Source organism: Shewanella sp. SACH, assembly GCF_001887095.2.
In the GTDB taxonomy this organism is placed as follows: Bacteria; Pseudomonadota; Gammaproteobacteria; order Enterobacterales; family Shewanellaceae; genus Shewanella; species Shewanella baltica.
In genome coordinates this window covers 21276-43226 of the sequence record NZ_MPDG02000011.1, presented here as the reverse complement: position 1 = coordinate 43226, position 21951 = coordinate 21276, and the positions used below count along the sequence as shown (strand labels likewise).

The 21951-nt window shown below is 46.2% G+C and carries 18 protein-coding genes; 10 read left to right on the top strand and 8 right to left on the bottom strand.

Annotated elements, in window-relative coordinates:
* Nucleotides 1–92: 92 nt before the first annotated feature.
* Nucleotides 93–1211, top strand: a complete 1119-nt coding sequence (torT, locus tag BM607_RS21165) for a TMAO reductase system periplasmic protein TorT (protein WP_249269621.1) — start codon at nt 93–95, stop codon at nt 1209–1211.
* Here the strand turns inward: torT and ubiA are convergent.
* Together ubiA and uvrD are read right to left on the bottom strand one after the other, a co-directional pair.
* Nucleotides 1208–2068, bottom strand: coding sequence for a 4-hydroxybenzoate octaprenyltransferase (gene ubiA / locus BM607_RS21160; RefSeq protein WP_012197690.1), 861 nt, complete (start codon nt 2066–2068; stop codon nt 1208–1210). The genes torT and ubiA overlap by 4 nt on opposite strands.
* A gap of 138 nt (nt 2069–2206) precedes the next feature.
* Nucleotides 2207–4375: a DNA helicase II gene (uvrD, locus tag BM607_RS21155; RefSeq protein WP_071940028.1), complete on the bottom strand. Its 2169-nt coding sequence runs from the start codon at nt 4373–4375 to the stop codon at nt 2207–2209.
* 944 nt (nt 4376–5319) lie between these two features.
* On the opposite strand from uvrD, the gene BM607_RS21150 reads away from it, so the two are divergent.
* The 3 genes from BM607_RS21150 to BM607_RS21140 all read left to right on the top strand — a co-directional run bounded on the left by BM607_RS21150 (nt 5320) and on the right by BM607_RS21140 (nt 11380).
* The gene (locus BM607_RS21150; protein WP_071940029.1) at nt 5320–6765 is read left to right on the top strand and encodes a hypothetical protein; all 1446 of its coding nucleotides are present in this window, start codon (nt 5320–5322) and stop codon (nt 6763–6765) included.
* Between the two features lie 32 nt (nt 6766–6797).
* On the top strand, nt 6798–9629 hold the full coding sequence (locus tag BM607_RS21145) for a helicase-related protein (protein WP_071940030.1): 2832 nt from the start codon (nt 6798–6800) through the stop codon (nt 9627–9629).
* Nucleotides 9630–10180: 551 nt separating this feature from the next.
* Nucleotides 10181–11380: an SAM-dependent methyltransferase gene (locus BM607_RS21140; RefSeq protein ID WP_071940031.1), complete on the top strand. Its 1200-nt coding sequence runs from the start codon at nt 10181–10183 to the stop codon at nt 11378–11380.
* Between the two features lie 25 nt (nt 11381–11405).
* On the opposite strand, the gene BM607_RS21135 is transcribed toward BM607_RS21140, so the two are convergent.
* The 4 genes from BM607_RS21135 to BM607_RS21120 form a co-directional block, all read right to left on the bottom strand.
* Nucleotides 11406–11861, bottom strand: coding sequence for an NUDIX domain-containing protein (locus tag BM607_RS21135; RefSeq protein WP_071940032.1), 456 nt, complete (start codon nt 11859–11861; stop codon nt 11406–11408).
* A gap of 51 nt (nt 11862–11912) precedes the next feature.
* Complete coding sequence (locus tag BM607_RS21130; RefSeq protein ID WP_071940033.1) at nt 11913–12791, bottom strand: neutral zinc metallopeptidase; 879 nt, start codon at nt 12789–12791, stop codon at nt 11913–11915.
* Between the two features lie 131 nt (nt 12792–12922).
* Entirely contained in the window at nt 12923–13348 is a 426-nt protein-coding gene (locus tag BM607_RS21125; RefSeq protein WP_006084327.1) for a hypothetical protein, read from the bottom strand.
* Nucleotides 13349–13359: 11 nt separating this feature from the next.
* Entirely contained in the window at nt 13360–13599 is a 240-nt protein-coding gene (locus BM607_RS21120) for a hypothetical protein (RefSeq protein ID WP_071940034.1), read from the bottom strand.
* A 238-nt stretch (nt 13600–13837) separates the two neighbouring features.
* On the opposite strand from BM607_RS21120, the gene BM607_RS21115 reads away from it, so the two are divergent.
* The 5 genes from BM607_RS21115 to BM607_RS21095 all read left to right on the top strand — a co-directional run bounded on the left by BM607_RS21115 (nt 13838) and on the right by BM607_RS21095 (nt 19786).
* Nucleotides 13838–15346, top strand: a complete 1509-nt coding sequence (locus tag BM607_RS21115) for a helicase HerA-like domain-containing protein (RefSeq protein ID WP_071940035.1) — start codon at nt 13838–13840, stop codon at nt 15344–15346.
* 378 nt (nt 15347–15724) lie between these two features.
* Nucleotides 15725–15847, top strand: coding sequence for a hypothetical protein (locus BM607_RS22270; RefSeq protein ID WP_006079924.1), 123 nt, complete (start codon nt 15725–15727; stop codon nt 15845–15847).
* Nucleotides 15848–16127: 280 nt separating this feature from the next.
* Nucleotides 16128–17084 carry a TAXI family TRAP transporter solute-binding subunit gene (locus tag BM607_RS21105; protein ID WP_006079923.1) on the top strand — a complete coding sequence of 319 codons (957 nt, stop codon included), beginning with the start codon at nt 16128–16130 and terminating at the stop codon, nt 17082–17084.
* 200 nt (nt 17085–17284) lie between these two features.
* The gene (locus BM607_RS21100; protein ID WP_006079922.1) at nt 17285–19318 is read left to right on the top strand and encodes a TRAP transporter permease; all 2034 of its coding nucleotides are present in this window, start codon (nt 17285–17287) and stop codon (nt 19316–19318) included.
* A gap of 42 nt (nt 19319–19360) precedes the next feature.
* Nucleotides 19361–19786 carry a DUF1850 domain-containing protein gene (locus tag BM607_RS21095; protein ID WP_006079921.1) on the top strand — a complete coding sequence of 142 codons (426 nt, stop codon included), beginning with the start codon at nt 19361–19363 and terminating at the stop codon, nt 19784–19786.
* A gap of 27 nt (nt 19787–19813) precedes the next feature.
* Here BM607_RS21095 and BM607_RS21090 read toward each other — a convergent pair whose 3' ends face one another.
* Both BM607_RS21090 and BM607_RS21085 read right to left on the bottom strand, forming a co-directional pair.
* Nucleotides 19814–20797, bottom strand: coding sequence for a diguanylate cyclase (locus tag BM607_RS21090; RefSeq protein WP_071940036.1), 984 nt, complete (start codon nt 20795–20797; stop codon nt 19814–19816).
* Nucleotides 20798–20938: 141 nt separating this feature from the next.
* Nucleotides 20939–21274 (bottom strand): FKBP-type peptidyl-prolyl cis-trans isomerase, encoded by a 336-nt coding sequence (locus tag BM607_RS21085; protein ID WP_011845636.1) that lies wholly within the window; start codon nt 21272–21274, stop codon nt 20939–20941.
* Between the two features lie 238 nt (nt 21275–21512).
* Between BM607_RS21085 and trxC the strand changes: the two genes are divergently transcribed.
* On the top strand, nt 21513–21935 hold the full coding sequence (gene trxC, locus BM607_RS21080) for a thioredoxin TrxC (RefSeq protein WP_086010705.1): 423 nt from the start codon (nt 21513–21515) through the stop codon (nt 21933–21935).
* The last annotated feature ends 16 nt before the right edge of the window (nt 21936–21951 follow it).

Genomic DNA, 21951 nt, shown 5'->3' with positions numbered 1-21951 from the left:
GACCAAACCATAACAGTACTGCTTTACGCTTGTTATTAAACAATAAATTAGCTTTATTTAACTATGATTAAGCAACTACGGATCCTTGTTCTATGCTTAGTTCACTGTTCACTTACCATGATGAGCCTATGCACTTGACTGCATTCTTCGCCCGTTCCCTCAGGATTTGCCTCCTCTTAACCCTCAGTAGTTTCGTCTTTGCAGTGCAGGCAGCTTGGTATCCCGCCGATGTCATTGCCGACGGTCAAAAGACCCTCTACACGCCACTCACTAAGGCCAATAAAGCATGGCGGATCTGTGCCTTACTTCCCCACGGTAAAGATCAATATTGGTGGGGCGTCGCCTTTGGATTATCACAAGAAGCCGAGCGCCAAGGCGTAACGCTTGGCATTTATGATGCTGGTGGATATGACAAGATTGAGCAGCAAAAACAGCAACTCCATGATTGTTATGCACTCAAGGCTCAAGCTTATATTATTGCCGCCAATACCGCTGACGGACTGATTGCGGATATTGAACAACTCAGCGCTGCGGGCATTCCGGTTATCGATTTAGTCAATGGTATCGCGACCGACAAACTCACGAGTCGCTCCTTAGTCAGCTTTGAAGATATGTCCGTTGCGGCGACAGAATATATTGCGGCGCTGCAGCGAGAAGCTATCAATCAGGAGTCACCTAAGCTTAAGGTGGCGTGGTTTCCTGGGCCTAAGGGCGCATCTTGGGTAATGGCGGCGGAACAAGGGTTTAGACAAGCGGCAGCTAAACAAGAGTTCGACACAATTGAAGGCGGTTACGGTACGACGGAGTTATTTGTTCAAGCGGATTTGGTGCGAAAAGTACTTGCAAAACAAAGCGTAGATTATGTAATTGCCAATGCGGTGGCGGCCACGTTCGCGGCGCGCTTTTTAGATGGACGCCGGAATCAAACCGGCAAAGTCATCGCATTTTACTCTAATGCGCAAACTATAGAATTAGTGCAGAAAAAGCAGCTACTCGCGACAGTCAGTGACTCACCGGTATTGCAGGCTCGAATTGCCATCGATCTCGCGGTGCGCGCACTCGAAGGTGCGCCTTATCCCCGCAGAGTGAGCCCTGTTATCAAGGTCATCTCCCAAGACAACATCCACCAAATCGATTTAGAACAAATATTAGCGCCGGAAAATCAATGGATGATCCATCAGGATCTGCCCAGCGTAAACGGTACTCGTTAAATCAAATAGTCCGCACCCAGCCCAACAAATAAGGCTAAGCCTGCCCAGTTATTATTGAGGAAGGCTTTAAAACAAGGGGCTCGTTCGCGATCAAAGATCAGCATTTGTTGGTAAGTACTAAAACCGACAAAAGTCAGTATACCTAAACCATAGAGCAAACCACGATCGGCGCTCCAACCTGCGGCGATAAAACAAGCCAAGGCGGCAAGCTGAAATAAGCCTATGATTTGGCGATCATATTTACCAAACAAAATCGCAGTAGATTTAATACCCACTTTTAGATCATCATCCCTATCTACCATGGCATACATAGTGTCGTAGGCGACAGTCCAACACCAATTGGCGGCAAATAACCACCAAGCCTCCATCGGCACTTCACCCGTTTGTGCGGCGTAAGCCATAGGGATAGACCAACTCCACACTATGCCTAAAAACATCTGTGGCATGTTGGTGATGCGTTTAGTGAAGGGATAAATAATCGTGAGGATAATACCGACAACGGATAATTTAACGACTAATCCATTGAGTAATAAAACTAAACCAAAAGCGGATAAACCTAAAATGACGAACAGTATCAGCGCTTCTTTGGTGCTGATTTCGCCACTGGCTAGCGGGCGGGATCGAGTGCGTTCAACAAAAGAATCGAGATCGCGATCGGCATAGTCGTTAATAATGCAGCCACAGGCACGCATGATCACTACGCCAATAATGAAGATAACCAATACCTTAAGATCCGGCATACCACCCGCAGCTAACATTAGCGCCATCAAACATGGCCACAGCAATAATAGCGTACCTATGGGGCGGTCGATTCGAGTAAGACGGGAATACACATCCCACTTTTGCTTTAAATTCATTAACTAGGTACTCCCAATACCCTCAAGTTTCCACTCGTTTTCAGGCTTAGCATCATATACCCATGCTTCTCCCGATGCGAATTCATCCCCTAAAAGCGTGTCACAAAAAGCTGACATTTATCGTGATGATGGCAGTCATCACAGCGCTTCTAAACGAGCGTAAGCCACGACTAACCACTTGCTGCCAAAGTCAGTAAAGCTGACTTGCACGCGCCCTTGGGCACCGCTGCCCTCAAAGTTGGTCACCTTGCCTTCACCAAATTTAGGGTGATTGACTCGTTGGCCGACGTTAAAACCGGTATCGTTTGTCGCAGCCGACTTTTGAGTGCTAAAACGATTATTCGCCATTGGCGTTGAAACCTGCGCCTTGAGGCGGATTTCATCCACATATTGCGGCGGGAGCTCTTTGATAAAACGCGATGGTCGGGCGTAATCTTCTCGGCCATAAATACGGCGCGATTCCGCATAGGTAATGTAGAGTTTTTCCATGGCGCGGGTCATGCCCACATAGCAGAGGCGGCGTTCTTCATCGAGTCTATCGCCCTCTTCAAGCGCCATTTTACTCGGGAAGATCCCTTCTTCGACACCCGCCATAAACACCATAGTGAACTCTAGCCCTTTGGCAGAATGCAGTGTCATTAGCTGCACCGCATCGGTAAAGGCATCGGCTTGGCCTTCGCCTGCTTCGAGCGCCGCGTGGGAGAGAAAACCGTTAAGTTCGCCCATGTCCTCCAGCTCTTCTGGCATTTCGAAGGTACGCGCCGCTGTGACTAATTCTTCTAAGTTTTCGATTCTAGCGTGGGCTTTTTCACCCTTTTCGGCCTCATACATGGCCTTAAGACCCGAAGCTTGGATCACAGTATCGGCCATGCGATACAGCACCATATCTTGGGTGTCTTCACGCATGGTCATGATTAAGTCCATGAAACCACGCACAGAATTTGCTGCGCGGCCCGCGAGCACTTTCTCGTCGAGCAAACGCACACTCGCCTGCCACAGGGTTAATTCATGCTGACGCGCCGTGGAGCGCAAAATATCCAAAGTGCGATCGCCAATGCCACGGGGCGGCGTGTTCACCACACGCTCGAATGCCGCATCGTCGTCTTTGTTATTGATCAACCGCAGGTAACCCATGGCATCTTTAATTTCTTGGCGTTCGAAGAAGCGTAAACCGCCGTAGATTCGATAAGCTAAGCCTTTGTGTAATAAGGCTTCTTCCAATACTCGCGACTGAGCGTTAGAACGATATAGAATCGCACAATCACTGAGGTTGCCGCCCTTTTCATGCCAATCATTAATTCGGCCGACAATAAAGCGCGCCTCGTCCATTTCATTAAAGGCGCAATAGAGCGAAATTGGATCGCCATCGGCTTCATCCGTCCACAACTCTTTGCCCATACGTTCTGGGTTATTGGCGATTAAGGCGTTGGAAGCTTTAAGAATATTACCCTTAGAGCGATAGTTTTGTTCGAGGCGAATCGTGGTCGCCGTCGGGAAATCTTTTAAGAATCGATGTAAGTTTTCAACCTGAGCGCCGCGCCAGCCGTAAATCGATTGGTCGTCATCACCGACTATCATCACATTGGCAGTTTGACCGGCGAGCACACGGATCCACGCATATTGGATCGCGTTGGTATCTTGGAACTCGTCCACCAAAATATGCTTGAATCTGTCTTGATAATGGGCCAACAAGTGCGGCTTATTGAGCCATAACTCATGGGCACGTAATAGGATTTCGGCAAAATCGACTAAACCTGCGCGGTCACAGGATTCTTGATAAACCTGATAGATTTTTAACAGATTTTGCTCAAGCGGAAAACCGCCCGCATCGATATGTTTAGGGCGTAATCCTTGGTCTTTTTTACCATTGATATAACCCTGAGCTTGGCGTGGAGGATATTGTTTCTCATCCAAATTTAAGCTTTTAAGAATACGTTTGATCAAACGCACTTGATCGTCAGAATCAAGGATTTGGAAGCTTTGCGGTAAACCCGCATCTTGGAAGTGAGTGCGTAACAAACGATGCGCCAAGCCGTGGAAAGTGCCAATCCACATGCGACCCATATTGGTGCCAGCGACTTTTTCAACTCGCTCGCGCATCTCAGCCGCAGCTTTATTGGTAAATGTCACCGCAAGAATCGAGTAAGGACTCTGCTGTTCAACCTGCATCAGCCAAGCAATGCGGTGGGTCAACACCCGAGTTTTACCACTGCCCGCGCCCGCCAACACTAACATGCTAGATTGCGGTGCCGCGACAGCCTCGCGCTGCTTATCATTCAGGCCGTCTAGTAAAGAAGATACGTCCATTCTCGCCTCCAAAAAATCGAGGGGGCATTATAACAGAAGAAAACCCGCCTGCGCGTTTGATCCTCAAGACAAGAGCCACACCTTGATTTGCACTTAAGTTGTAATGACTAAATTGATTAAGCACTGTCATTCCAGTGACTCGCCATTAACTCATCCCTGAGGGCTCGACGACGGCATCCATGCCGCCAACGGTCACCTCCATGATAGTGCTTAATCCTATTAACCTTTGCGTAACTCTGCCAGCTAGTAAAGACGCTAGATACACAGGTGTGTTTTGTATACTCTTATCGTTCTGAACGTGGGGCGAATGAAAACGCTAATGGATAACTCCGGCAGCATGTAAAAAAGGGTTTAATTTGAGGCAAGCTAGTAATTATTTGAATTTACTAACAATATAGTTATCTTCCGGCCAAAAAGTGTTTAAATCTTAAGCTTAAGCGGTGGTAAGAGGCTTAATTGCCGAGTGTCGCACTTCGAAGTTAAATTCGGGAGTAAGCGCTTTAGTAACCTTTTGGTGATTAGCTTGATTCATTAATTCAAATTTTCTGATAACTAATCTATCAGTTAAAAATTTGTTATCACCATCTCAAAATATTAGATCCACCTTTGCCTATCTGAATCAATCTGATACTGTGAAACGATTAAAATAAAGTCAATATGTTGGATTGAGCTCGACAACTTAAAGATGAACTTAATTCGCTGAAACTAAGGATTAGAGCTGGTGGCATCACTCAGAGAGTTCTAAATTTTTGGTTTTCTCGAAGAGTATGATCACTTGTTTGTTTATCTTGTCCATCAAACGAAACATGCACTCTTATAAAAGCTTTACTCAAGCTAGGTGAATAATAATGCGGCATATCGCGGTGCTCACACAAATAAAAGCTGATAAAGCTAATCCTGTTCAAAAAGAGTCTGGTCGGGACTAGGATTAAGGATATAACGCAATGGAGAGCGGTAACCCCAAGGACGAGATGTTAATCCGACAAGTCAAAAGTGCTATCGCTGGCCATGATTTTAAGCGTGCTAGGAAGGTATTAGAGTATTACTTGTATGAAGAAACTGGAACTCCTCGAATCTGGGAGTTTTACGGAAACATTTTAAAAAAGCTTGGAAAACTGGATAAAGCGAGAGACGCATTTCTACGTCGTGATGAATTACGGCGTGATGACTTCGTTTTCGAACCAACTGTTGATGAATACATTCATGCAGCTGACCTCGATTACCTTGATAATCAGCAGCTTAACTATACACATGATCAATATGTTTACGGTATGGAGGAGCAAGTAGCTCCGATTTTTTCAAGTGAACATTCTAGCCTCGTTAATGAACAGCCACATACATCGTCAATTTACGTTAATAACGGATCAATTCCTCAGGAAGCAAACACTTCGGATGCAGTATCACTACACTTCGGTGAGCAGCCTGTTGAAGATGATATTAAGGATGAAATTTCTACAGTAACGTTCGAAGTAAATGACGAAGTCACTTTTAATGATTGCGCCGAAATCGACGCTGGTAGTGCGGTGGATGATGTAATCACTATCGACATGTGCAGCGACGCAGATCGATATTCGGATATTTATGATGTTGCTACAGATCCTGCCGCAGAGTTGTTATTAGATGAGGTTATTGGGGTAAATGACAACTATTTTATTGACCCAGATGATTTAATTGAAAGCGAAGCTGAATCAGCTGACTTTTACGCTGAAGACCATATCACGATAGAGCAACGCGCTGTTCAGCTAGCCGCGGCGTTTATTGCTCGTCATAACTGGCCCCATTCAACACTGGATTTACTCACTGATATCTTCTCGGTGAAATCTTATGGTGCGGTTGTGAAATTTCTTAACTTCTATGCTGATGCAGGGATGCAACCGGAGGTATTAAGATCTGCGAAGTTTTTGCGAGATACTTGGCAGCAGCTTTCCAAATATTGGATTAATTTTTATCGTAATGGGGAAAGTGACGCCAATTACAGCAATTTCAGTTGGGCACAAAGTTTGCGCTTTGTGACAATTGTTTCACAATGTCAAAACGGCTTATCTGATGATGATGTGTTTTTAGAGAATCTGGATAGTATTTATGACCGTTGGTTCAATAGTCAATCACTGAGGCGTTCTTACCGCGCATTTGCAAAATATCTTAATGCCACGCTCGATCAGTTAGAAAAAGATGATGTTTTATATGAGTATGAGGCTGGTTTTGGCTCAATGTGTACTGCGCGTGAGTTAGATTTTTCTGACATTGGTGATATTGATTTTAATGACCAAGAATTGATCCGAGAATTGGAATTATACGGCTATTCAATTGAACGTAGTGAATTCAGAAATATGCGTTTTTGCCAAGATGTTATTTATGATGATGAATATTATCAGCTAAATCGAAATTAGACTGATGATATAGCTGACAGGGAACACAGAATATGAACAGTTGCGCTCCATCTCCAGGGTGTTGGGTTAGTCAAAAATTACCTAATGGCACTATTCGAACTGGCATTGTAGAAAAGCAGACCGTTGATGGTGAGCTTATTACATTGAAGGTACTATGGTTGCCTGAACATAAAAGAACGTTTGTTCGACCTGCGGAAGTTAATTCGGGTTTTAGACTGGGTACAGACGTGATGTTGGCAATTGATGACCTCTATTCGTTTGGTGAAGGGGTTATTATTCAAAGTCGAAGTGCTAATGGTACTACACAGCATTTGGTTGAGTTTCCAGAAAGCAACGAGAGGCGCTGGCTTCCCTATTTTGCCTTGAGACAAATCAAAGGGGTAAAACATGCATATGTCGTTGGTTCTCAATCAGAAGGAAATGTAGCAGAACGTTTTCGGTTGAAAACTTTGGCCCATGCGTTGCGCAATTGGAATGAAAACACTGGTGCACTTTCTAGTTTAGATATTGATCCGTTGCCGCATCAAATTCATTTAGTGCATCGCATCTTGAATTCAGGAAGTTTGGACTGGCTAATTGCTGATGATGTTGGCTTAGGGAAGACAATTGAAACAGGTATGTTGCTGTATGCATTACAACAGCGAGGACAAGCCAAAAGAATTTTGCTTATTACTCCTGCTGGTCTTACTCGTCAGTGGCAGGAGGAGATGCACGATAAGTTTGGATTGGGAGATTTTCAAATATATGGTCATAGTTTCCATATTCATGAGCCTCGTGAATGGAAAATGCACGACCATGTAATTGCATCCATTGATAAGTTGAAACAAGAGTCACACTTGGAATTGCTCCTACAAGCGGACGCTTGGGATCTGGTGGTGTTTGATGAGGCGCATCGGCTTTCTCGTCGGCAATATGGTCTTCACTATGACACTTCTGAACGTTTTAATTTGGCGCATAGTTTGAGAAGATCAAAAAAGGCTCGCTCGATACTACTGCTAACAGCAACACCTCACCAAGGCATGCAGGATAAGTTCATTTCTTTACTTGAGTTGTTAAGACCAGATAGAAAGAACGAATTTGCTTTGCTTTCATTAAAACCTGTATTGCTTCAGGACATGGTAATACGGAACTACAAGGCCGATGTTACTGACGCTGAAGGAAACTTCGTATTCCACGGCAAATCAACCATTGCTTTAGAAGTGCCAGTCAATCAGCAATCTATTGATTTTGATCAGGCGCTGCAAGATTACTTACGCAAAGGCTATCAAGCGGGAAAAAATAAGGGCTATTCGGGGAATGCGATTGGCTTTGTAATGACGGTTTATCGAAAGCTTGCAGCGTCAAGTGTTGCAGCTATCCGAAGGGCACTATATCGCCGACTTAGCCGATTAGAAAACGATGTTTTAGATGAAATTATTCAGTCTAATTTTGTCGAAGATGAACGTTTTCAAGGTGAATTAGAAGAGTTTACAGTTAGTTCTGACCAAGATAGTCGTGAAGAGTTCTTTGATGGTGAGATTGAGCTTCTAAAATTACTGATCACTAGAGTTGAAAAGTTAATAAATCATGATGACAAACTATCGCGCTTTATGGATACGTTGTTAAAGCAGCTTCTCAAAGATAATCCGAATGAAAAAATTCTAATTTTCTCAGAATACAGAGCAACCCAAGAATACATCAAAGAAGCTATCACAGGTCAGTTTGGTGACGATAAAGTTGTGCTATTGCACGGTGGTATGTCTCATGATGAAAGACGAGACGTTATCTGGCAGTTTGATAATGAAGTGCAATTCTTAATCTCAACTGAGGCGGGTGGCGAAGGTATTAACCTGCAGCAACATTGTCACACCATGGTCAACTATGATTTGCCATGGAACCCAATGCGACTTGTTCAACGAATAGGCCGTTTGTATCGATATGGTCAGCAGAAGAAAGTCGTTGTGCTTAACGTAAACTCACCGGGAACTGTTGATGAACAAATTATCGCTTTAATGTATCAGCGTATTGAACAGGTTGTTAGTGACATGGCTGCAGTGCAAGGTGATGAATTTAATGATGCGTTAAAAGACGACATTCTCGGTGAAGTCTCTAATCTTTTGGACCTAGAGGAAATTCTTGAGCAAGCTTCTGCTGGTGGAATTGAACGCACTGAGGAAAGGATTAAAGAAGCACTTGAACGTGCGAAAAATGCGACAAATTTACAGCGTGATCTATTTAAATACGTTTCGCGCTATAACCCTGAAGATTTAGCAAACGAATTAATAATAACAACAGCTCATCAACTGTCGTTTATTGAAGGAATGTGCAAGCAGTTAAATATCGAAATAGTTAAGCGGATACATGATGACAAGGTACTCCAATTGAGGTTACCAGATAGCGTCATGAATGAGTTAGGAACTCGATCCAGTGCCCTCGATATTACTGTATACCGCGATATGGCAAGAAGTCGCAAGAGCACGGTAATGATGGATATGAACGCGTCTTTAATGCAGCTATTTGTTCGAACAGCATGTAGTTTTAGCTTCGGAGGTAAGACAGCATCCGTTTGTGCTCGCAATTTAAGTGGTGAATCGTTTATTACCGCAAATTTGAGATGGCAAGATGTTTATGGAAGACGCATGAAACAAGATTTTGCAGCCTTCTTTATTCAGGGTGGGCGAGTTCATCAGAATCCTAAAATCCTAGGTGACTGGTTTTTAGAAGAAGCTGAGACTAGCAACGTTATCCCCACCAGAGACGTAAATGAACAGTGGTTTCAATTGGTCGAGCGAGCAGCACATAAAGTACTTAACGCCTCATCTGAAATTAATATGATACCGGATCATGTGGATTGGGTTAGTGGAGCATGGTTGGATAATAAATAGATAAAAATGAACAACCTCAAATGAAAATCGATAAATGTCGAGCTTATGAGAGTTTATTGAGGGGTGAAACAGAACATCAACAACTCTTTAATGCTTTAAGTGACCAATCAGACAACTCAAAATCGACGGAATACGCATCCCCTCGGAGTTGCCGCAGGGCGAATAGACAAATTGCGTGAGTCTCGCCATGGATGGCGAGCTAGCTTTCGCAGGTGCAGGGACGCATCCTTCGGAAGCGATAGCAAATTTGACAATGAGCACAAGGGGCTTTCAACTCCGTTGGGGGCGTCATGGAGCATCCAAGGAGGATAGGACGAGCAGTCCTCCTTGGTCGGGTGTGGGGTGAAGCCCCACGACTTTGACTTTGATTAAATAATTCAAACAAGAGTTGGGACTGTAACAGGAGTGGCTGTGCTTAACACGACTACCTGAAATAGATAGTAATGTATCAAAACTCAACCCCCTTTCTCGATGAGAATAACTTTAGGTAGCGGCGGATCGCGGTTAGAATACTCACCCTGTTTTTCTTGGTTACTTTTTCGGAAACAATCATGCCCCATTCAGCACTCAATTCTTTTGATGACTTTTACTCACACTTAGCTGACTGCTTGGCAGAAAAGAGTCTGATCAAACTGTTGTTAACTAAGTACCGAGGGGCAGATAAAAGCTTGCAGCGCATTACGATTCGGCCAATCAGTTTGCAGAATGAGCCTGTGCTGTCGTTTGTGTACCAACACCAGACGAATCACATCACTAAAAACCTGAGTTATGACGAAGGCTTAGCCAGCATAAAACTGTTACTCGGTAGCGATTTTAAAAGTGCCCACTTAGCTACGGCGCAGGCAGAAGTTCAGCTTGAGATCAGCAAAAAAGGTAAAGTCCAAATCAGCACACATAATGTTAAACAGGCCGTCGCGGCGCCGTTAGAACATGACCGTGAGAAAAAGCGTTTTGTGGATATTGAACGTCCCTTCCTGACCAAGCTAGGGGTGACGGACAGCCAACATAATCTTATCCCTGCGATGTCGCGCAAATGGAAACAAATCAATAAGTTTATTGAGGTTTTCAGCCAAGCACTCGAAGCGTCACCCCACAAGAATGACCAACCGATCAATGTGGTCGATTTTGGGTCTGGTAAAGGTTATCTCACCTTTGCAATCCATGATTACCTGCGCCATAGCCTACACAATGATGCGCAGGTGACTGGGGTAGAATTACGCCAAGCCTTGGCCGATTTATGTAATGAAACGGCGGCGACGCTGGATCATCAAGGCTTGTCGTTTGTCTGCGGCGATGTGAGAACCCATGCGCCTAAACAAACCGATGTGATGATTGCGCTGCATGCCTGCGATATTGCCACTGACTATGCGATTCATTATGGTATTCGCGCCAATGCCGACATCATCATGTGTTCGCCTTGCTGCCATAAACAAATTCGCCCGCAGATGCACAGCCCAGAATTGTTCAAACCCATGCTGCAATATGGGGTGCACATGGGCCAACAGGCTGAAATGGTGACGGATTCACTACGCGCGCTATTTTTGGAAGCCAACGGTTATGCGACTAAGGTGTTTGAATTTATCAGCCTAGAACATACCAATAAAAATAAGATGATTTTAGCCGTTAAAAAGCCACAACATAATCAGAAAGACAGCACCGCAATCCTCGCGCAAATTGCTGACATTAAATCCTATTACGGGATCAAGGAACATTGCTTAGAAACCTTGCTCGCGCAAACCCAAGCCGATTAACGGCCAGCGGTTTACTGACAAAGCATTAAAACTTTGCACTCATCACAACGCCGTTGAAATTGAGGCAATCTTGGATTCTTTGCTGCTGCACCGCGCTGAGGGTATCGATATCGTGGAAGGCAAACTCTGAATGTTCGTGGCTTAAGTGGATTGGCAATGGCTCGGCTTCTGCCCCATCTTTGGCCACATCAGGCCCCTCAGGCAACTCAGGCAACACCAGTTCACAACGAAAGATAAAGGCTTGGGATTGATAGGCGCTGTGATAATACACGCCGCTCAAATAGTTAACCTGCACACTTAAGCCTAATTCCTCTTGGCATTCGCGCACCAAGGCCTCGTGAATCGTTTCACCAGGCTCGAGTGCGCCGCCGGGCAAGCCCCAAGCAAAATTACCGTAATTAGCCTTAAGCAACAGCACTTGCCCCTGCGCATTAGTAATGACCGCGTGGCTGCTCAGTCTAAAGGTGTCGTTAAAGGCCACTCAGTTATCCTTGCATTTATGTTCGGTACGTATTTGAGATATCAAACAAAATCACTTCGCCGCAAAGGTATTACAACTGGCGAGATTACCCGAATCAAACCCTGTCTTAAACCATTTCACCCGCTGCGCCGAACTACCGTGGGTAAAAGCATCGGGCTGTACGGCGCGACCCGCCATCTGTTGCAAGCGATCGTCACCCACAGCACTGGCGGCGGCAATGCCTTCCGCTAAATCGCCCGCTTCAAGTAAATTAAGTTGTTGATTGGCATAATGCCCCCAAATCCCCGCGTAACAATCTGCCTGTAATTCAAGCGCGACACTCAATTGATTCGCCTGCACTTTGCTGCCAGATTGCTGGGCTTGGCGCACCTTAGTGCTAGTGCCCAGCAGGTTTTGCACATGGTGACCTACCTCGTGGGCAATCACATAGGCAAAGGCAAAATCGCCGGGCGCGCCTAAGGTTTTAAGCTCATCGAGAAAGCTAAGATCGATATATACTTTGCTATCGGCGGGGCAATAGAAAGGCCCAGACTGCACCTGTCCCATACCGCAGCCAGTGGAGGTCATATTGCGATAAAGCACTAACTTAGGCTCTCGATATTGCCCTTTTAGTAACTGGCCCCATACGGTTTCTGTGGTGCCTAAAATGGCCGCCACAAACTGGGCATTTTCATCCTGTACCGCGGTCGTTGAGCTAGATTGGGATTGGCTAAGATTAGCTTGAGTGCTGGGGTCGAGTGACAGGCCACCAGTAAAATACTGAAAAGCGAAATAAATGCCGCCGATGAGCAACACCACACGGCCAAGTTTAGTTCTCAGCAAAAAGGGCAAGAACCTGAGTAACAAAGCACTCGGCACGCCCGCAGATGCCATTTGCTGGCCGCGTCTATCTTCGATATTGGAGCTTCTGTCAGTGTCACGCCAGCGCATCGCATTCCTTCACTCTGTAGTTAAAAACACTCGTTAACCCGCTATTAAAATCGCTTAGATGCACAACTCTTATTTCGTATTTGCACTCTAGCGCCTAGTGGTTAAGAGTCTAGTGATTAAGAGTCTAGTGGTTATTTCGCTTGTGTATCGCTTGTGGGCGCGTCTTTCAGTGAGCGTAAAAACAATCCCAAACCACCAAAGGCCAAAACGAGGATCACGATAAGTTCAAAGGCCGACATGGATTTAAAGTGGAATTGAATCGAGCTAATAACCCCTACAATCAGAGCAGTTAGCGAACCTAAACTCAACAGCCAAGCTAACTTACTCTTAGCATCAAAAAACACCATCACAATGCCGATAATAAACGGCAGCATCACCATGCCTGTGGTGATCGACATGCCTTGCCCAAAGGCATTCACTCGATATAAACCATAGCCCAGTCCAAAGCTAGAGCTCACTTGTATTGCATTGAACAATAAATAAAATCCGCCACACATCATGGCAAGACCCATAAAAAATTGTCCCGTCCCGCCCTGTGTTCCGCCCGCACCTTTCATAGATATCCTTTCTAAATTAACGATTTTTGAGTTGCTTGTTCTATGGCTGTTTTCAGCCGTTGTTTTTCTTCCGCTGCTTTTGCCTTTTGGTACTCATAGAGATTTTTATCCACCTCGGCGACACAGCGCTGTTTATCTCGCATAGGCTCATAGGGATCGACATCAGTTCTGGCAGAACACGCTAATTCGGCGCAGCCAGACGTCAATAAAGTAGAGCACAAGACCAGCATAATCAACGGAGTTTTCATCATCAAGCACGCCTCGGCGGATCACAAAAATAACACATCTTCACCATTAACAAGGGGCACATTGCCAATCCCACGTGTAGGCTCTGTTATCTGAAGCTCATTCGCGCCCTATGTTGACATAAATTACGCTAAGGCCAACACTCAATGGTGAATTTTTATACCCATATACGACGCACTACAGTGGCTTAAATAAGGCTCTGCAATCTATGTGCAGGCGCTAAAGTTAACATAAGGAATGCCCTTGAATACTCTATTGATTGGGAAAGGTGATCAACAGGTTCACTTAAATCTTAAGTATGCTAATCGTCATGGATTAATTGCCGGCGCCACTGGGACAGGCAAAACCGTATCACTAATGAGCCTAGCCGAAGGTTTTTCGCGCCAAGGCGTGCCGGTTTTCATCACGGATGTTAAAGGTGATATCTCAGGCCTAGCGATCGCGGGCACCCCAAGTGAAAAGCTATTACAAAGGGCGGCGCAAATTGGCATAGAGGATTATCACAACGAAGCCAACCCTGTGGTGCTATGGGATTTAGCGGGCGTTCAAGGCCATCCACTGCGTACCACCATCAGCGAAATGGGCCCAACCTTACTCAGCCGAATTTTAGAATTAAATGACACCCAAAGCGGCATCTTAGACATAGTGTTTCAACTGGCAGACGACCAAGGGTTATTGTTGCTCGACTTAGATGATCTGCGGGCCATGCTGGCTTTGGTTGCCGAGGAGCGCAAAGACGTCTCCGCCAAATATGGTTTGATCAGCGCCCAATCCCTCGCGGCGATTCAGCGATCGGTGTTAGGACTAGAGCGCGATGGCGGCAAAGACTTTTTTGGCGAACCCGCGTTGCAGCTTGAAGATTTAATGCGCACTAATTTGCAAGGGCGCGGCATCATCAATTTGTTAGCGGCGAACAAACTGATATTAACACCCCGTTTATATTCAAGTTTTTTACTCTGGCTACTCTCAGAATTATTTGAGAATTTGCCCGAAGTCGGCGATCCCGAAAAACCTAAACTCGTGTTTTTTATCGACGAAGCCCATTTACTCTTTGAAGGTTGCCCGCCGAGTTTATTAAAACGCGTCGAACAGATCATGCGCCTTATTCGCTCAAAAGGCGTAGGCGTTTATTTTTGTTCGCAATTTCCTGATGATGTGCCGGGCGAAATTCTCGGGCAATTAGGCAATCGCATTCAACATGCCCTGCGAGCTTATACGCCAAGGGATCAAAAGGCCGTTAAAACCGCCGCCGAAACCTTTGTGCCTAACCCCAAACTGGTTGTCAGTGAGGTTATTTCCCAGCTCGGCGTGGGCGAAGCTTTAGTGTCTATGCTGGCCGACAAGGGTGTGCCGACTATGGTAGAGCGCGCACTCATCGCACCGCCGCGTTGTCGCATGGGACCCGCCACGAGTGAGGAATTGCACCAAGTTCGCGCCCAAAGCCCAATTGGTGGCAAATACGATCATTCCATCAACCGCGAATCGGCCTACGAACTGCTTAACCAAAGACGTACCGGCGTTGCCACCAGCAACCCCACATCCACAGCAAGTGATACAACAAATGATGGCCAAACGGGTCAGAAAGCCGAAGAACAAGGTTGGTTCAGTGAACTTATTTTTGGTAATAAACGCCGCCAAGGTTTAGCGGAGACCTTGTCAAAGCAAGCGGCACGCACTGTCGGTAGCCAATTAGGCAAACAAATTTTGCGCGGCATATTAGGCGGGATGTTAGGTAAATCGAGTCGACGCTAGGCATATAGTGCTAAGTGAAGTTTTAGTTCGAGCCCACTCATTCGATCGCACAAAATGACAAACTCTCATGAAATTAGGAGTACAGTGTTATAGATCGCATATTTCTTATACAGGTTAACGCTAGCATTAGCGTTAATTATTCTAAGTGATAGATGGATCATGGTACGGAATTCGGTGATAAGATTATTTTGCTGTAATCGCTCATTGAGGCAAATAAATTCACAGATAATTATCAATGATTTTAAATATTTGTAATTTTAAAATGTTGTAATTCGAGATCAAAATTTCGCTTCAATCAGGACATCATGGAACAGGTTCAATTGAGTACGGCTTACATGATTAGCCTGATGAATAACCAAAGAGTACATGGAGTTTTATATGAGTAAAGAGCAAAAAAACCGTAAAGAATCGAAGAAACAACCGCTGTTGTCTGCTAAAGAAAAGAAAGCAGCAAAACACGCGAAAAATGCCACTAAAGGTTTCTTAGATAACACTAAATAGTGTCTTGTTATTCAAAGGTTCATCCTCAAATAACACAAATAGGGTTAACTCAGGTTAGCCCTTTTTATTGTGCATTTTTCCTTAAACCGACCTCGTTAAGCCCCACGATACCGCCGCTGCAAAACCAGCTCAAATCTTCGTTTTATGATGCAAAAGTAGCAGCTATCGACTATAGCCTAATTGACCTTTTTCAGGTTTTATGTAGTTATATTCAGCAGGCTAAAGTATTCCAAGCTCGAAAGACCCTACATAACATTATAAAAAATAAGGATATTTCACAATGAAAATCAAAAAACGTTTTGTCGCCGTCGGCGCCGCCGTGACACTCACACTCAGTGCCGCCGCTATGGCCGCCGCACCCGCTTTTATTAACATACTCACGGGTGGCACCAGTGGCGTGTATTACCCTATTGGTGTAGCCCTATCGCAACTCTATGGCACTGGAATCGAAGGTTCTAAAACCTCAGTTCAAGCGACGAAAGCCTCGGTAGAAAACCTCAATCTACTGCAAGCGGGTCGTGGCGAATTAGCGCTCGCGCTAGGTGACTCAGTCGCAGCCGCTTACCAAGGTGATATTGATGCGGGCTTTAAAACGCCACTGGATAAAATCCGTGTGCTCGCCTCTGCTTACCCTAACTACATTCAAATTGTTGCCAATAAAGAGTCTGGCATTAAAACCTTGGCCGATTTAAAAGGGAAACGTATCTCTGTCGGCGCACCTAAATCGGGTACCGAACTCAATGCCAGATCGATTTTCAAGGCGGCCGGTTTAAGCTACGAAGACATGGGTAAAGTCGAGTTTTTGCCCTATGCCGAATCCGTTGAACTCATCAAAAATCGTCAGTTAGACGCGACCTTGCAATCGTCAGGTCTCGGTATGGCAGCCATCCGCGATTTAGCGGCGACTATGGCAATCAACTTTGTTGAAATTCCAGAGGATGTGATCGCTAAGATTAACAACCCTGCCTATCAACACGGCGTGATCCCAGCATCGACCTATGAAGGCCAAACCACTGACGTTTCAACCGTTGCCATTCAAAACCTGCTGGTAACGCAAAGCGGCGTGTCGGACGATTTAGCCTATCAAATGACTAAGATCATGTTCGAGCACTTAGATCGTCTAGGTAACGCGCACTCAGCCGCTAAATCTATTAGCTTAGAGAAAGCGACGAAAAATCTGCCGATACCGCTACACCCAGGTGCAGAGCGTTATTACAAAGAAGTTGGCGCACTCTAAGTTTTGCTGATATCTGTGCACCCTATTCCAAACTAAGCGATCGAGATGCCGTTGAATAACGGCATCTTTTATATTCAAACAGCCTCAAACGGTAGAATTCAGTCATTGATGCGCCTTGAATTGATGCGGATCTGAAACTCGTATATTGAGGTAGCTTGGGTATATATCGCCCTCTGTAGTCTAATGCTGTGAGGCATAATATGAGTGATCCCCAACAAGGTCTCAGCGCTAATACTGGCGATTGGCCCAAGGCGCTGTTCTATACCGCCTTAATTTTTTCTATTTTTCAAATCATCACTGCCGCTTTTCATCCCGTGTCGACTCAAGTGCTGCGCGCCACCCATATTGGCTTTTTGCTGCTCGTGGTGTTTTTGAGTTATCCCGCCAGAGGTAAATCACAACCTTGGCAACCGCTCGCTTGGCTACTCGGTTTAGCGGGCATGGCAACGGCGGCTTATCAGTGGTATTTCGAAGCCGACTTAATTCAACGTTCTGGCGAGCTGACCGATGCGGACATGGTGATAGGTATCACTTTGATCGTATTGGTATTTGAAGCGGCGCGCCGAGTCATGGGCTGGGCACTACCTATTATCTGCGGCATCTTTTTAGCCTATGGCTTATTGGGTCAATACCTACCCGGCGATTTGATGCACCGCGGCTATGGCTTCGATCAAATCATCAACCAATTAGCCTTCGGCACCGAAGGCTTGTACGGCACACCAACCTATGTGTCGGCGACGTATATTTTCCTGTTTATTCTTTTCGGTTCCTTTCTAGAACAAGCCGGGATGATCCGTTTATTTACCGACTTTGCCATGGGATTATTCGGCCACAAGCTTGGCGGCCCTGCTAAAGTCGCTGTAGTATCATCGGCGCTGATGGGAACGATTACCGGCTCAGGTGTGGCCAACGTCGTCACCACAGGCCAATTTACCATTCCATTGATGAAGCGATTTGGCTATCGCTCCGCCTTCGCCGGTGGCGTAGAAGCGACATCGAGTATGGGCAGCCAGATCATGCCGCCGATCATGGGCGCCGTGGCCTTTATCATGGCCGAAACCATTAACGTGCCCTTTATCGAGATCGCCAAAGCGGCATTGATCCCCGCACTGCTTTATTTCTGCTCAGTATTCTGGATGGTGCACTTAGAAGCCAAACGCGCCAATCTTTGTGGCCTGCCCAAAGATCAATGTCCCGATCCTTGGGCGGCGATTAAAGAACGTTGGTATCTCCTTATCCCCTTGTTTATTTTGGTCTACTTGCTGTTTTCGGGCAGAACGCCGCTGTTCTCTGGCATGGTTGGTTTAGCCCTCACCTCGATAGTGATCTTAGGCTCGGCCATCGTCCTGCGGTTGTCATCAATGGCGATGCGGATTGCCTTTTGGATTGCCCTTGGGGTGTTGTGTGCTGGCTTCTTCCAACTCGGGATCGGAGTCGTGTTTGGGGTTATCGCCCTGCTAGTCGCTATTTGTTGGTTTATTAAGGGCGGCAAAGAAACCCTCACAGTTTGCTTGCACGCATTGGTTGAAGGCGCGCGTCATGCTGTGCCTGTGGGTATTGCCTGCGCCTTAGTGGGCGTGATTATCGGCATAGTGTCACTCACAGGGATTGCCTCAACCTTCGCAAGCTACATTCTCGCCGTTGGCCAAGACAACCTGTTCTTGTCACTCGTGTTGACTATGATCACTTGCCTAGTGCTCGGCATGGGGATCCCGACGATTCCTAACTACATTATTACCAGCTCAATAGCCGCGCCCGCATTGCTTGACTTAGGCGTGCCCTTGATTGTGTCGCACATGTTTGTGTTCTATTTCGGCATCATGGCCGATCTAACGCCGCCTGTTGCCTTGGCCTGCTTTGCCGCAGCGCCGATTGCGAAGGAATCCGGACTTAAGATCAGTCTCTGGGCGATTCGGATCGCCATTGCAGGTTTTGTGATCCCCTTTATGGCGGTTTACGATCCAGCCTTGATGCTCCAAGGTGATAGCTTATTAGCGACGGGCTTTGTGGTGCTGAAGGCAACGGTTGGTATTGGTATTTGGGGCGTGATCTTTACCGGATATCTACTACAAAAACTCTATTGGTGGGAACGCGTTATCGGCTTCCTTGCGGGGGCAAGTTTGATCCTTGCGACGCCATTGAGCGATGAAATCGGCTTTGGACTCGCGCTGTTGTTTATCGTGCAGCACAGTTGGCGCGCGCGCAAACTCAAACGTCTGGCAGAGCAAGGATAGCCCCTTGGGATTAGCCGTCGTTAACATGTCTAAGGTAAGGCTATGCTAGGCCTATGTTTAGGCCTAGCAGGTACCCTGTGGGCGCAAGTGCCCACAGAGCACTTCACCTTGGCATGGAACCACACCATAGAGAAAATCCGCTGGGAGGAAGACTATCACGTCACGCCTCAAGGCTTAGTGCTGGTCGAAGCGAGAGTAAAAGGCACGGGGGCAGGCATGGACATCCCAGATGATGCCTATCTTAAAAATGGCAGCTGGCATTATCGGCCTAAGCTCCCTATTCTGCCTAAATTACGTTTAGGTCGCACACCCGAAGCGGGAGATTTTGATGTTTGTTTTGCGCAGGCCTCTGGCAAGGTGCAATGCCAAGCCATGAGTCATTGGATTGGTCAGCCGAACAAGCAAGATGCCGCCGTTGAGGTGTGGGGTTGTGAACAGGCAAATGTCGCGCCTATTGATGTTCGCTAAACGAGTAAATGACGGGCGGGTTAAGGGTTAGCAATCATCAGCTTGCTGGTAAAAGCGATAACCATTTTTCCCTTGGTGTTTCACGCGGTACATAGCAGCATCCGCGCGATCGCAGCTTTTGGCAAAACTATCACCATAGCTAAATATATCGATACCGATACTCAGGCCTATCTCCACATCACAACCTTCAAGCAAAAAGCCCTGTCGATAAACATCGAGCAAGGATTGTGCGAGCATACCTAAAGATTCAATATCCGAGGACGGCAGTATGATCACAAACTCATCGCCACCTAGTCGAGCGATCTTCGCTAACTCACCCGAATGAGACACTAATGTATGCGCCACATGCACCAATAAATTGTCGCCAAACTTATGGCCGTGACGGTCATTTAAGGCTTTAAAACCATCCAGATCGATAAAGAATAATGCGCCGCGCATCTCGGATTGCAAACACTCATCGAACGCTTTGGCTATGGCTTGGCGATTCATTAAGTTAGTGAGGGGGTCGCTGTGCGCTAACAGTGCTAAATCCAGTTCGTAGCGTTTTTCTTGGGTGATATCGATATGACTGCCCATCATCCGCAGCGGCGTGCCATCGGCAAAACGCTCAACAATGCGCCCACGGTCAGACACCCAATTGACGCTGCCATCTTTATGCAGCATTCTGTGTACTGCCTGATAGTAATCGGACTTGCCACTGACATGATCATCAAAGGCTTTTATCACCCATGCTTTATCTTCTGGGTGTAACTTACTTTTCCAGATATCAACGTGGGCGGCTAATTCTTCAGGACTAAAACCGAGCATTTCGCCCCAGCGCATATTGAAAATGGTTAAATTCCCACTTGGAATATGCTGTTCCCACAGGCACAAACCATTGCCATCGAGGGCGGCAAACAGTTTTTCTTCGGCACGACGATTCAACGCCGTTAACTGAGCGTTTTCGCGTTTGAGCTGAGCAATTTCAGCCTGAAGTTGCTTGATGTGTTCTGCTGCCGTATCCGATGCCACGAAAAATCTCTTTCATTAAAGCGGGAAATCTTGTCCAGTGTAAAACACTCAATGCCGAAGCAAGATCGCGAGGAGTGCAAGATGAGCCAGAATCATGCTGGCTCAATCGAGCTTACACAGACTATCGCTATCATGCCACGCTTAGTCGCGCGTCAACACTTCAAGCAATTCGATTTCAAAGGTGAGATCTGAATTTGGTTTAATATGCGCACCGACTTGGCGCTCGCCATAGGCTAAATGAGCTGGCACTAATAACTTACGTTTACCACCGACTTTCATCCCCATAATGCCTTGGTCCCAGCCTTTAATCACACGGCCAGTGCCAATCACACATTGAAATGCCTGACCGCGATCATAGGATGAATCGAATTGGGTGCCATCCTGCAAAAAACCACGGTATTGGGTGGTGATCAGCGCGCCTTTTACCGCTTCTTTTCCTTCGCCCACTTGCAGATCGATTACTTCTAATTCCGTCATTTCTTCACTCTCTTTTCTTTTCGTACTTAATAAATGGCGCGATATTCAACTTTGTGCAGGATTTTATCACCGACGACCACGCTTGTCGGCGCTATTGCCACATTTCTGCGGCTCGGTTCACTGCTTTATTCTTGAGAATAAGGTCACCATGGGCGATAACATCATCACTCCCCCTTTAAATAACCGTCCGTTAACCCAATATATTAGCCGTATAGACATTTTATTTTGGAGCTTTGCCATGATTATTGCCTGCCCCCATTGCGATACGTTAAACCGCGTTCCCGATGAGCGTGTCAACCAGCAACCCACTTGCGGTAAATGTAAGCTCAGTGTCTTTACGGCTGCGCCGATTGAACTCACTAGCGCAAACTTTGCCAACCATGCCAATAAATCTGAGCTTCCCCTAGTCGTTGATTTTTGGGCCAGCTGGTGTGGCCCCTGTAAAAGTTTTGCCCCGGTATTTTCCGCGGCGGCTAAGACGTGGGAGCCGCAATTTCGCTTCGGTAAAATCAATACTGAAGAACAGCAGGCCCTCGCAGCGCAATTTAATATTCGCTCGATTCCCACTCTTATGATTTTCAAGCAAGGGAAAATACTCGCGCAGCAAGCGGGCGCTTTACCTCAGTCAGCCTTAAATCAATGGTTAAAAAGCCATAGTTAACCGCAGATAACTATTT